Source organism: Streptomyces sp. NBC_00727, assembly GCF_045161745.1.
In the GTDB taxonomy this organism is placed as follows: domain Bacteria; phylum Actinomycetota; class Actinomycetes; order Streptomycetales; family Streptomycetaceae; genus Streptomyces.
Map to the genome: position 1 here is coordinate 2,119,546 of NZ_CP108981.1, position 12,244 is coordinate 2,131,789.

Annotated in this window: 10 protein-coding genes; all 10 read right to left on the minus strand. The window is 70.8% G+C overall.

The window, feature by feature from the left end:
- A complete protein-coding gene (locus OG242_RS09480; protein ID WP_405897722.1) occupies nucleotides 1-1,218 on the minus strand; it encodes a hypothetical protein in 1,218 nt (405 codons plus the stop codon).
- A gap of 77 nt (nucleotides 1,219-1,295) precedes the next feature.
- Nucleotides 1,296-3,221: a TIGR03960 family B12-binding radical SAM protein gene (locus tag OG242_RS09485; RefSeq protein ID WP_405897723.1), complete on the minus strand. Its 1,926-nt coding sequence runs from the start codon at nucleotides 3,219-3,221 to the stop codon at nucleotides 1,296-1,298.
- Nucleotides 3,222-3,271: 50 nt separating this feature from the next.
- Nucleotides 3,272-4,786, minus strand: a complete 1,515-nt coding sequence (locus tag OG242_RS09490; RefSeq protein WP_405897724.1) for a CHAD domain-containing protein — start codon at nucleotides 4,784-4,786, stop codon at nucleotides 3,272-3,274.
- Nucleotides 4,787-4,817: 31 nt separating this feature from the next.
- Complete coding sequence (gene rodA / locus OG242_RS09495) at nucleotides 4,818-6,008, minus strand: rod shape-determining protein RodA (protein ID WP_405897725.1); 1,191 nt, start codon at nucleotides 6,006-6,008, stop codon at nucleotides 4,818-4,820.
- Complete coding sequence (gene mrdA, locus OG242_RS09500) at nucleotides 6,008-8,173, minus strand: penicillin-binding protein 2 (RefSeq protein WP_405897726.1); 2,166 nt, start codon at nucleotides 8,171-8,173, stop codon at nucleotides 6,008-6,010. Before mrdA ends, rodA begins: the two co-directional genes overlap by 1 nt.
- 73 nt (nucleotides 8,174-8,246) lie before the next feature.
- Nucleotides 8,247-8,912, minus strand: coding sequence for a rod shape-determining protein MreD (mreD, locus tag OG242_RS09505; RefSeq protein ID WP_405897727.1), 666 nt, complete (start codon nucleotides 8,910-8,912; stop codon nucleotides 8,247-8,249).
- An 11-nt stretch (nucleotides 8,913-8,923) separates the two neighbouring features.
- Entirely contained in the window at nucleotides 8,924-9,952 is a 1,029-nt protein-coding gene (gene mreC, locus OG242_RS09510) for a rod shape-determining protein MreC (protein WP_405897728.1), read from the minus strand.
- Between the two features lie 99 nt (nucleotides 9,953-10,051).
- Nucleotides 10,052-11,071 carry a rod shape-determining protein gene (locus OG242_RS09515; RefSeq protein ID WP_405897729.1) on the minus strand — a complete coding sequence of 340 codons (1,020 nt, stop codon included), beginning with the start codon at nucleotides 11,069-11,071 and terminating at the stop codon, nucleotides 10,052-10,054.
- 293 nt (nucleotides 11,072-11,364) lie between these two features.
- Nucleotides 11,365-11,778 carry a nucleoside-diphosphate kinase gene (ndk, locus tag OG242_RS09520; RefSeq protein WP_405897730.1) on the minus strand — a complete coding sequence of 138 codons (414 nt, stop codon included), beginning with the start codon at nucleotides 11,776-11,778 and terminating at the stop codon, nucleotides 11,365-11,367.
- Between the two features lie 109 nt (nucleotides 11,779-11,887).
- A complete protein-coding gene (locus OG242_RS09525) occupies nucleotides 11,888-12,244 on the minus strand; it encodes a DUF4233 domain-containing protein (protein WP_405897731.1) in 357 nt (118 codons plus the stop codon).

A 12,244-nucleotide genomic window follows, 5' to 3' on the forward strand; every position in this document is an offset into this window, starting at 1 on the left:
TCACCCCTGCTGTGCGGATTTCTCCGGGAGCGGGGAGATCTCTGGTCCGGGCACCGCGCTGGGCACGGTCGTTGCACTACCCAGAGTACGCGCAAGGGGGCTTCCGAGTTCCCCGGGCTCATGTTCGGCGGGCCCGCCGACCAGCGCGCGCCATGCGTCGCGGCGCGCCTGCCTGATCGTTTCCCGGGCCGCGCGCAGCGTCTGCCGGGCCGTGCGGCCGACCGCCCGGAGCCCGCGCCCGACGGGAACCAGGACCGCGCCCCGTACCGCATGGCCGACCGGAACGCACACCGTGCGGTACGCCCAGCGCACCGGCGCGGCGATCAGGTTCCGGGCGAACCAGGCGATCCCCCGGCCGACGGCCCGCGAGACGAACCCGGCGACGCGCCAGGCGACACCGAGCGCGGCGGCGACCTCGCGGCCCACCGGGGTCAGGACGTGCCGGTACACCAGGACGACGGGGGCCACGAGCAGCGTGACGACCAGCCACCGCAGGGCGATGCCCAGCCCCCGGAAGAACACCTCGATCCCCCGGATCAGCAGATCCAGCGCCCAGGCGATGCCATGGCCCACCGGGGTGAGCACGTTCCGGTACGTCCACACGAGCGGGACCACGATCAGATACCGGACCAGCCAGGCCACGGCGAGCCCGACGGGCACCAGGACGTACCGCCACAGCAGCACCACCGGCAGCACGAGCACCACGGCGAGCAGCCACTTCAGTCCGGTGCCCAGCCACCGCACCACCGGGACCAGCACCTCGCGGTTTACCCAGCGCAGCCCGTGGCCGAGCGGGGTGAGCAGATGCGCGTACGCCCATTGGAGCGGCAGGACGATCCCGTACCGCACCACGGGCACCACGACGTAGCGCCAGAGCGCGACCCACGGCCAGACGAACACCGCCCGCGCCAGCCACACCAGCGCGTGCCCCAGCGGGACGCACACGTACCGCCACAGCCACCGCGCCGGCACCGCCACCAGCACGTCGAAGAGCCAGGCCAGGGCGCGTCCGAGCGGCCGGAGCAGCACCCGTTCGGCGGCGCGGGCGGTGACGACGAGTGCGTCCCACAGCATCCGGACCGGCAGGACGACGAGGAGCACCACGATCCGGACCGGGATCCGGATCAGCGTGGTGAGGCAGCCGTCACCGCCCTCGTAGTGCGCGGGCGCCTGATGGGCGCCGTACTCCGCCGGTGCCCGGTGCTTTCCCTGTTCCATGCCCTCAATGACGCGAAGGCCCGGCCGGGAGTTTCCCCGGACCGGGCCTTCGTCACCGAGCTGTCACACGCCGGCGGTCACTTCACGACCGTCAGCGGCAGGAGCTTCTTGCCGGTGGGGCCGATCTGGATACTCGTGGAGAGCTGCGGGCACACCCCGCAGTCGAAGCACGGGGTCCAGCGGCAGTCCTCGACCTCGGTCTCGTCGAGCGAGTCCTGCCAGTCCTCCCAGAGCCAGTCCTTGTCGAGGCCCGAGTCCAGGTGGTCCCAGGGCAGGACCTCCTCGTAGGTCCGCTCGCGGGTGGTGTACCAGTCGACGTCCACGCCGAAGTCCGGCAGCGTCGCCTCGGCGCTCTTCATCCACAGGTCGTAGCTGAAGTACTCGCGCCAGCCGTCGAACCGGCCGCCGGCCTCGTAGACCGCGCGGATGACGGAGCCGACCCGGCGGTCGCCGCGCGAGAGCAGGCCCTCGACGATGCCGGGCTTGCCGTCGTGGTAGCGGAAGCCGATCGAGCGGCCGTACTTCTTGTCGCCGCGGATCTTGTCCCGGAGCTTGCCGAGGCGGGCGTCGGTCTCCTCGGCGGAGAGCTGCGGCGCCCACTGGAACGGGGTGTGCGGCTTTGGCACGAAGCCGCCGATGGAGACCGTGCAGCGGATGTCGTTCTGCCCGGAGACCTCGCGGCCCTTGGCGATCACGTTGACCGCCATGTCGCCGATCTGGAGGACGTCCTCGTCGGTCTCGGTGGGCAGCCCGCACATGAAGTACAGCTTCACCTGCCGCCAGCCGTTGCCGTACGCGGTGGCGACCGTGCGGATCAGGTCCTCCTCCGAGACCATCTTGTTGATGACCTTGCGCATGCGCTCGGAGCCGCCCTCGGGGGCGAAGGTGAGACCGGAACGGCGGCCGTTGCGGGTCAGCTCGTTGGCCAGGTCCACGTTGAACGCGTCGACACGGGTGGACGGCAGCGAGAGGCCGATCTTGTCGTCCGTGTAGCGGTCCGCGAGGCCCTTGGCGATCTCACCGATCTCGGTGTGGTCGGCGGAGGACAGCGAGAGCAGGCCGACCTCCTCGAAGCCGGTCGCCTTGAGGCCGGCTTCCACCATGTCGCCGATGCCGGTGATGCTTCGCTCCCGCACGGGGCGCGTGATCATGCCGGCCTGGCAGAAACGGCAGCCGCGGGTGCAGCCGCGGAAGATCTCCACGGACATCCGCTCGTGGACGGTCTCGGCGAGCGGGACCAGCGGCTGCTTCGGGTAGGGCCACTCGTCGAGGTCCATGACGGTGTGCTTGGACACCCGCCACGGCACACCCGACTTGTTCGGTACGACGCGGCCGATGCGGCCGTCCGGGAGGTACTCCACGTCGTAGAAGCCGGGGACGTACACGCCGCCGGTCCTCGCGAGGCGGAACAGCACCTCCTCGCGACCGCCGGGGCGGCCCTCGGCCTTCCAGGCGCGGACGATCTCGGTGATCTCCAGGACCGCCTGCTCGCCGTCGCCGATGACCGCGCAGTCGATGAACTCCGCGATCGGCTCCGGGTTGAACGCGGCGTGGCCGCCCGCGAGCACGATCGGGTCGTCGATGTCCCGGTCCTTGGCGGCCAGCGGGATGCCGGCGAGGTCCAGGGCGGTGAGCATGTTGGTGTAGCCCAGCTCGGTGGAGAAGCTGAGCCCGAAGACGTCGAACGCGTTGACCGGGCGGTGGCTGTCCACGGTGAACTGCGGCACCCGGTGCTCGCGCATCAGCGCTTCGAGGTCCGGCCAGACGCTGTAGGTGCGCTCGGCGAGGACGCCCTGGCGCTCGTTGAGTACCTCGTACAGGATCATGACGCCCTGGTTGGGCAGCCCGACCTCGTACGCGTCCGGGTACATCAGCGCCCAGCGGACGTCGCACTCGTCCCACGGCTTGACGGTGGAGTTCAGCTCACCGCCGACGTACTGGATGGGCTTCTGCACATGCGGGAGCAGAGCTTCGAGCTGTGGGAAGACCGAATCGACAGACATCGCGAACTTTCGAGAGCCGGCAGGGGTGACCATCCAGCGTACCTCGCTGCTCAGCTTCTGGAGGACCGCCGGATACGGGCCCGGGCCGCCCGGTGCCACACCCCGGGCAGCTCGCGCTCGCCCTCCGCGGCGGCCGCCTCCTCGCGCCCGTACACCAGTCCCCAGGTGAACGACGGCTCGCCCGCCGCGTGCGCCTGTACGGCCAGGGCGCGCAGGGTCTCGCGGGCGACGACGCCGTCCTGGTGGTCGCCGAGGAGGCTCTGTACGGCCTTGAGCCGCTTGGCGGCCTTCTTCGCGGGCTTCCCCAGGGCGGGGCGGGCGGCCTCCGCCGCGTACCGGGCCCTTTTCGCGGCCTTGCGGGCGCTGTGCAGGGCGGCGTCCCGGTCCGGCCCGGGGTTCAGCTCCAGGGCGTGGGCCACCCGTCCGGCGAGGCGCTTGTGGTCCTTGCGGACGGCGCGGGTCAGCTCGTCGCCGGGCGGGGCGTCCGCCCCGGGCAGCAGCGGCGGATCGGCGAGCAGGGCCTCCAGGGCCCGCAGCAGGTCCAGGTAGCGCGGGGAGTCCAGGACGGCGGTGGTGCGCCGGCGCGAACCGCTGCGGGCCGCCGCCGACCGGAGCTGCAGCCGCGCCTCGACCGGCCCGATGGCCAGCGTGCGGGGCAGCTCGTCGATCCGGGCGCGCAGCCGGGCGTCCAGGACCTCCTGGTCGCGGTCGACGCCCAGCTCCCCCGCGAGCCACTTCAGCTCGGTGCCGAGGGCGCGGGTGGCCTCGCGGTCCAGGACGCGGCGGTACGTGCGCAGGGCGCTGCGCAGCCGGCGGGTGGCGACGCGCATCTTGTGCACGGAGTCGGGCAGTCCCCGCCGCACTGCGGGGTCGAGCGCCACGATCGCCTCGGCCTGGCGGCGTACGTGGAGGAGGACGTGGTCGCCGGTGGTGCGCGGCTCGTCCTCCCGGGGGCGCGCGGCGTCGGGCGCCGTCTCCTCCAGGGCGCGGGCGAGCTTGGAGTGGGCCGCGGAGGGCCGGATGCCGGCCTCCTCCAGCGCGCGGCCGACGGTGTCGAGGAAGGCGGGGTCGCCGTCGTCGGCGAGCTCGACCTCGATCTCGGTCCAGGCCGCGGTGCGGTCCCCGCCGTGCAGCCGCTCCGCGAGGACCTCGTCGACGCTGAGCTCGGCCAGGGGCGTGCCGTCGGGGCCGGTGAGCACATGGACGTCGCGGGTGGAGACGAGCCGGACCACGGGGACGACGGGGGTGTCCAGGACCCGGGAGCGGATCAGGGCGGTAAGGCGGTCCGGCACGCTCTCGGAGAGCGGGGCCCGGATCTCGTCGCGGACGCCCGCGGCGACGGGGAGTTTCAGGTGCCAGCCGGCGTCCGAGCCGCCGGTGCGGCGGCGGAGGGTGACCTTGGCGGCGGCGAGGCGCAGGTCATCGGTGTCGTAGTAGACGGCGTCGAGTTCCATGACGCCCTCGTGTTCGACGGCCCCGACCCCGGCCGCCCGGCCCAGGTCGGGCAGCCGGGTGGCGTCCGTGGCTTCGTACTTCCGCTCGACCTCGCGCTTGGAGTCCGCCATGTATCGAATCTAACCCGCTGCGGCTCGACGCTCAGGCCGTTATCGGCCGTTGCACCCGGATCGACTGGAGCAGGCCGACGGCCACCCAGACGGCGAACATCGAGGAGCCGCCGTAGGAGACGAACGGCAGCGGGAGGCCGGCGACCGGCATGATGCCGAGCGTCATGCCGATGTTCTCGAAGGCCTGGAAGGCGAACCAGGCGATGATCCCGGCGGCGACGATCGTGCCGTACAGCTCGGTGGTCTCGCGGGCGATGCGGCAGGCGCGCCACAGGACGACGCCGAGCAGGACGAGGATGAGCCCGGCGCCGAGGAAGCCGAGTTCCTCGCCGGCGACCGTGAAGACGAAGTCGGTCTGCTGCTCGGGGACGAACTGCCCGGTGGTCTGGGTGCCCTGGAAGAGGCCGGTGCCGTGCAGGCCGCCGGAGCCGATCGCGATGCGGGCCTGGTTGGTGTTGTAGCCGACGCCGGCGGGGTCGAGCGCCGGGTTGGCGAAGGCGGCGAAGCGGGCGATCTGGTAGTCGTCGAGCAGTCCGAGCTGCCAGATGGCGACCGCCCCGGCCACGCCCGCGCCGAGGAGCCCGAAGACCCAGCGGTTGGACGCGCCGGAGGCGAGCAGCACGCCGAGCACGATGACGACCATGACCATCACGGAGCCGAGGTCCGGCATCCCCATGACGACGGCCATCGGGAGGGCCGCCAGGCCGAGGGCCTTGGCGACGGTCCGGTGGTCGGGGTGGTCCTGGTCGCCGGCGTCGACGCGGGCGGCGAGCAGCATCGCCATGCCCAGGATGATGGTGATCTTGGTGAACTCGGAGGGCTGGAGGGAGAACCCGCCGGGCAGCAGGATCCAGGCGTGCGCGCCGTTGACCGTGGCGCCCAGCGGGGTGAGGACCACCATCACCAGGAGCACGGACAGCCCGTACAGGACCGGCACCGCGCCGCGCAGGGTGCGGTGGCCGAGCCAGACCGTGCCGATCATCAGCGCTATGCCGATGCCGGTGTTGAGGGCGTGCCGGATGAGGAAGTAGTACGGGTCGCCGTGGGTCAGCGAGTCGCGTCCCCGGGTCGCCGACCAGACCAGCAGCGAGCCGATGAAGGAGAGGGCGAGCGCCGAGCCTAGGAGCGGCCAGTCGAGCCGGCGCACGACGGAGTCGCGTGCCATGAGCCGGCCCCAGCCGGACCGCTCGGGGCCGTAGCGCGGGACGGAGAATCCGGCCATCAGTCGCGCCTCCCCAGCACTGCGGCGAGCGTCTGCTCGGTGGGCGGCTTCTGCGAGGCGGGGTCGTAGGGCTTGACCGTCGGGGCGTCGATGGTGCCGTCCGTCCGGACCTTCGGCAGGCCCTTCTGGGGGGTGGGCAGGAGGGCCTTCTTGAGGTCCTGCTTGCCGGTGGCGTCGAGCCCGTAGAGCGCGTTGTAGATGTTGCGGACGGCGGGCCCGGACGCGCCGGAACCCGTACCGCCCTGGGAGATCGTCATGACGATCGAGTAGTCCTTGGTGTACGTGGCGAACCAGGAGGTCGTCTGCTTGCCGTAGACCTCGGCGGTGCCCGTCTTGGCGTGCATCGGGATCTTGTCCTGCGGCCAGCCGCCGAATCGCCAGGCGGCCGAACCGCGGGTCGCGACACCCGCGAGGGCTTGGTCTATCTCGTTGCGCGTCTTCTTGGTGAAGGGCAGCTTGCCGTGCGACTCGGGCTCGATCTCCTGGACGGTCTTGCCGTCGCCGCTGACGATCGCCTTGCCGACGGTGGGGTCGTAGAGCGTGCCGCCGTTGGAGATGGCCGCGTAGATGGTGGCCATCTGGATCGGGGTGACGAGTGTGTCGCCCTGGCCGATGGAGTAGTTGACGGAGTCACCGGCGCGCATCTTGTCGCCTTCGAGGCAGTTCTCGTAGGCGATCTTCTCGACGTACGTGCCGTCCTTCTTGCCCTGCTTGCACCAGGCGTCGTGGTTGGCCTTGGCGAAGTTCTTCTTCCACTCGCGGTCGGGGACGCGGCCGGTGACCTCGTTGGGGAGGTCGATGCCGGTCTCCTTGCCGAGGCCGAACTGGTGGGCGGTCTTGTAGAACCAGTCGTTGGGGTGCTTCTTGGGGTTGTTGCCGCCGTCCTTCAGCCACTCCTTGTGCGCGAGGCCGTAGTAGACGGTGTCGCAGGAGACCTCCAGGGCGCGGCCGATGGTGATGTCGCCGTAGCCCTGGGATTCGTAGTTGGTGAAGGTCTGCCCGCCGATGGAGTACGAGCTGGGGCAGGGGTAGTGGCCGTCGAAGGGGTAGCCGGCGTTGACGGCGGCGGTCGAGGAGATGACCTTGAAGATGGAGCCGGGGGCGGCCTGGCCCTGGATGGCCCGGTTCAGCAGCGGGAAGTTGGACTTCTTGCCGGTGAGGTCGGCGTAGTCCTTGGCGGAGATGCCGCCGACCCAGGCGTTGGGGTCGTAGTTGGGCAGGGAGGCCATGGCGACGACCCGGCCGGTCTTGGCCTCCATGACGACGACGGCCCCGGAGTCCGCCTTGTAGTTCTCGCCGGTGTTGTGGTCGAACTCCAGGCGGGCCTTCTTCATGGCGTCGTTGAGTTCGTACTCGGCGACGGCCTGGACGCGGGCGTCGATGGAGGTGACGACGCTGGCGCCGGCCTCCGCCTTGTCGTTCTTGGCCTGGCCGATGACCCGGCCGAGGTTGTCGACCTCGTAGCGGGTGACGCCGGCCTTGCCGCGGAGCTCCTTGTCGTACGTGCGCTCGAGGCCGGAGCGGCCGACCATGTCGGAGCGCAGGTACGGCGACTCGCTGTCCTGGGCCTTGGTGATCTCCTCGTCGGTGACGGGCGAGAGGTAGCCGAGGACCTGGGCGGTGTTGGCCTTGCCGGGCGCGGGGTAGCGGCGTACGGCGGTGGGCTCCGCGGTGATGCCGGGGAAGTCCTCGGCGCGCTCGCGGATCGTCAGGGCCTGCTGGGTGGTGGCCTCGTCGGTGACGGGGATCGGCTGGTAGGGCGAACCGTTCCAGCAGGGCTGCGGGGTCTTGGCGTCGCAGAGCCTGACCTTGTCGAAGACGTCCTTCGGCTTCATGTCGAGCACGCCGGCGAGCCGGGTCAGCACGGCCTTGCCGTCGTCGTCCATCTTCATGAGGTCGGTGCGGCTGGCGGAGACCACGAGGCGGGTCTCGTTGTCGGCGAGGGGTACGCCGCGCGCGTCGAGGATGGAGCCGCGGGCGGCGGGCTGGACGACCTGCTGGACGTGGTTGTTCTTCGCCTCGTCGGAGTATTCCTGGCCGTTGCGGATCTGGAGGTACCAGAGGCGGCCGCCGAGGGTGAGGAGCAGTGAGAAGACGAGGACCTGGATGACGATGAGCCGGATCTGGACGCGTTGGGTCCGGCCCGTCTCGGGGATGTTGCTCACGGGGCGCCCCCGGTGGTGTTCCGGGGCCGGGGCCCGGCGTGGTGCCGGGGGTTCGGCCCGGCGGAATGCAGCCTCACAGTCGCTTGACTCCCTTGATCCGTCCGGCGCGTGCCGCCCGGTTGCGGGCCGCCTTCACGCGCAGTCCGCCGCGCTGGCCGCCGATCCGCAGCCCGGTCCCCGCCGCGAGCCAGCCGGCCGCCACGTCGCCGCGGCCCGACGAGGACTCGGCGACGGGGTCGTTCACCGTACGTCTGGCGAGCGCCATGATGAGCGGCACGGTGAACGGCGCGAGCAGCAGGTCGTACACCGCGGCGGTGAACAGCAGGCTGCCGAGGCCCACGTGACGGGCCGCCGTGTCGCCGACGAGGGCGCCGACGCCCGCGTACAGCAGGGTCGACCCGATCGCCGCCGCGACGACCACGGCCATCGGCAGGAACGCGGACTTGAGCTGGCCGTTCTCCGGCCGCGCGAGGCCCGCGAGGTAGCCGATGACGCAGAGGACCAGGGCGTAGCGCCCGGCGGCGTGGTCGGCGGGGGGCGCGAGGTCGGCGAGGAGGCCCGCGCCGAAGCCGATGAGTGCGCCGCTGACGTGTCCGTAGACGAAGGCAAGGCCGAGGACGACCATGAGCAGCAGGTCGGGTACGGCGCCGGGGAGCTGGAGCCGGGCCAGGACCGACACCTGGACGACGAGGGCGAATACGACCAGAACGATGGAGAGCAGGGTCCGGTTGACGTGCATGGGGATCAGCTCTACCTCTGTTCGTTGACCGCGTTGTCGGCGTTCGGGGTGGCGTTCCCGCTGGGGCTCGGGCTCTCGTGGGTGTTGCCGACCACGTTGCCCTCGGTGTCGACGATGTCGCCGTTGGGCGAGATGGTGACGGTGACGGTCGGGGTGGGCTTCGGCTTGGCGGGCGCCTTCGGCTTCTTCGGCAGGACCATGTCGCGGGGGTCCTCGCGCGGGGCCTGGACGACGATGCCGACGATGTCGAGCTTGGTGAAGCCGACGTACGGGCGGACGTAGACGGTACGGGTGAGGTCGCCGCCCGACGGGTCGACACGGACGACCTCGCCGACCGGGACGCCGGGCACGAACGGCTTGTCCTTGCTGGAGCCGAACGTGACGAGCCGGTCGCCCTTCTTGACCTTGGCCTTGCCGTTGAGGAACTGCACCGCCAGCGGCCGGGAGCCCTGTCCGGTGGCGAAGCCCAGCTCGTCGGTGGACTCCATCCGGGTGCCGACGGTGAAGTCGGGGTCGTTGGCGAGGAGCACCGTGGAGGTGTCCGGGCCGACGGTGGTGACGCGGCCGACGAGCCCGTCCCCGTTGAGGACGGTCATGTCGCGCTTGACGCCGTCCTTGGAGCCCGCGTCGATGGTGACCGTCCAGGAGAAGCCCTGGGCCGCTCCTATGGCGATGACCTCCGCGGCCTTGATGCCGTACTGGCCGGTGGCCGACTTCTTCAGCATGTCGTCCAGCTGGCGGACGCGGCTGCGGTTGCGGTCGTCGCTGCCGAGCTTGGCCTTCAGCTCGGCGTTCTGCTTCTCCAGCGTGGCGATCTTGTCGTGGCGGGCGCCGGAGGCGCGTACCGCTCCTATGGCGTTGCCCACCGGGTCGACCGCCGACGCCACGCCGTTCTCCACGGGTCCGAAGACCGTGGCGGCGGCCTGCCGGGCGCCGTCCACCGGTGACGCCTCACCGCCGCGGATGTCCACCGTGATCAGTGCGAACGCGATGGCGATCAGCAGCACCAGGAGCAGCCGGCTCTCTCGTGTGTCCCTCACAGTGCGGCGGCCGTGCCTTCCTCGTAGGAATGATCGTGCCTGTGTGTCGGCGGTCCCCCGCGCGGAGCGGCAGCGTCCGCGCGGAGGGCCGTGGGGTTACTAGCGTCGGGGCTGGGCGTCCAGGACCTGCTGGAGCGCCTCGAACTCCTCGACGCACTTGCCGGAGCCGAGCGCCACCGAGTCCAGCGGGTCCTCGGCGATGTGGATCGGCATGCCGGTCTCGTTGCGCAGCCGCTCGTCCAGGCCGCGCAGCAGGGCGCCGCCGCCGGTGAGGACGATGCCGCGGTCCATGACGTCGCCGGACAGCTCCGGCGGGCACTTGTCGAGCGTCGTCTTGACCGCGTCGACGATCGCGTTGACCGGCTCCTCGATGGCCTTGCGGACCTCGCCGGCCGAGATGACCACGGTCTTGGGCAGGCCCGAGACGAGGTCGCGGCCGCGGATCTCGGTGTGCTCGTCCTTCTCCAGTTCGAACGCCGAGCCGATGGTGATCTTGATCTGTTCGGCGGTGCGTTCCCCGAGGAGGAGCGAGTACTCCTTCTTGATGTGCTGGATGATCGCGTTGTCCAGTTCGTCGCCGGCCACCCGGATGGACTGGGCGGTGACGATGCCGCCGAGCGAGATCACGGCGACCTCGGTGGTGCCGCCGCCGATGTCGACGACCATGTTGCCGGTGGCCTCGTGGACGGGGAGGCCCGAGCCGATGGCCGCCGCCATGGGCTCCTCGATGATGTGCACCTGGCGGGCGCCGGCCTGCGTGGAGGCCTCGATCACGGCGCGTCGCTCGACTCCGGTGATGCCGGAGGGCACGCAGACCACGACCCGGGGGCGGGCCAGGTAGCGGCGCTTGTGGATCTTCAGGATGAAGTAGCGGAGCATCCGCTCCGTGATCTCGAAGTCGGCGATCACGCCGTCCTTCAGGGGCCGTACGGCGACGATGTTGCCGGGCGTGCGGCCGATCATCTTCTTGGCCTCGGCGCCGACCGCCAGGATTCCGCCGGTGTTGGTGTTGATGGCCACGACGGACGGCTCGTTCAGGACGATGCCGCGCCCCCTGACGTACACCAGCGTGTTGGCAGTCCCGAGGTCGATAGCCATGTCACGGCCGATGAACGACATTGAGTTCCCCTTGTTCCCCATGAGGATGCGTCGGGCCTTCCCAAGCGAAAGCGAGGATGGCTTGTTTTGGTAGGCGAGATGGGCGCTGCGGGCGTGGAAGGTTCCATCGTAGTGCCGGATGCACCGACACAGCGCGAGGGTACGCCGCCCTGCTGGGCAGAACGGGTGGCCGTTCCACTCATGGTGACGTTACGTCGGGGGGATGCGTTCCCGCGATCGGACACCCTATGCCGAAGGGCGACCGAATTAATTCGGTCGCCCCAGGTCATGAGCGCTGTTCGGCTGAGCGCGGTTCAGGAAAGGCCCGGGAAGAACAGCTTCATTTCCCGCTCCGCGGACTCCTCGGAGTCCGAGGCGTGGATGAGGTTCTCCCGGGTGATCGTGCCGAAGTCACCGCGGATCGAGCCGGGCGCGGCGGCGATCGGGTCGGTGGGGCCGGCCAGGGCGCGGACGCCCTCGATGACCCGCTCGCCTTCGGCCACCAGGGCGACGACGGGACCCGACTGCATGAACTCGACCAGCGGCTCGTAGAAGGGGCGGCCGACGTGCTCGGAGTAGTGCTGCTCCAGCGTGGCGCGGTCCAGGGTACGCAGCTCCAGCGCCGTGATCTTCCAGCCGGCCTTGCGCTCGATGCGGCCGACGATCTCGCCGACCAGTCCGCGGCGGACGGCGTCGGGCTTGAGAAGAACGAGGGTGCGCTGGGTCATCTGCGGCTCCTTGCAGGCATACGGGTGCGGTGAGGCGACAGTACAGGGGCCCGGCGACGGGCCCGCCGCCGGGTTTGCGGTGGCGGGCGCGGCCGGGGCGGCGCGGGGGTCAGCCGCCGGCGGGCGATTCCGCTTCCGCCTGGGCCGCCCAGCGGGCCTTCACGTCGTCGATGCGGCGGCCGTAGTGCACCGAGGCCCACCACAGCGCGCCGAAGGCGATGCCGAGGACGAACATCACCGGGATCACGAAGCCGCTCGCGACCAGCGCGACCTGGAGGGCCCAGCCGAGCTGGATGCCGCCGGGCCGGGTGATCATGCCGCACAGCAGCACGGAGACCAGCATCCCGATGCCGCACACCGTCCAGACCGTGGCGTTCGTCAGGTCGTCCGACTTCATCGCGACGAGTCCGGCGAAGCCGATCACGAAGAACTCGCCGATCAGCGTGGACGCACAGAGCATGCGCAT

What these genes read in the sequence shown, in the direction of transcription:
- OG242_RS09490 (WP_405897724.1), bottom strand. Translation starts at nt 4,786, where the DNA reads ATGGCGGACTCCAAGCGCGAGGTCGAGCGGAAGTACGAAGCCACGGAC.
- OG242_RS09480 (WP_405897722.1), bottom strand. Translation starts at nt 1,218, where the DNA reads ATGGAACAGGGAAAGCACCGGGCACCGGCGGAGTACGGCGCCCATCAG.
- OG242_RS09515 (WP_405897729.1), bottom strand. Translation starts at nt 11,071, where the DNA reads ATGTCGTTCATCGGCCGTGACATGGCTATCGACCTCGGGACTGCCAAC.
- OG242_RS09525 (WP_405897731.1), bottom strand. Translation starts at nt 12,244, where the DNA reads ATGCGCATGCTCTGTGCGTCCACGCTGATCGGCGAGTTCTTCGTGATC.
- OG242_RS09485 (WP_405897723.1), bottom strand. Translation starts at nt 3,221, where the DNA reads ATGTCTGTCGATTCGGTCTTCCCACAGCTCGAAGCTCTGCTCCCGCAT.
- rodA (WP_405897725.1), bottom strand. Translation starts at nt 6,008, where the DNA reads ATGGCCGGATTCTCCGTCCCGCGCTACGGCCCCGAGCGGTCCGGCTGG.
- mreD (WP_405897727.1), bottom strand. Translation starts at nt 8,912, where the DNA reads ATGCACGTCAACCGGACCCTGCTCTCCATCGTTCTGGTCGTATTCGCC.
- ndk (WP_405897730.1), bottom strand. Translation starts at nt 11,778, where the DNA reads ATGACCCAGCGCACCCTCGTTCTTCTCAAGCCCGACGCCGTCCGCCGC.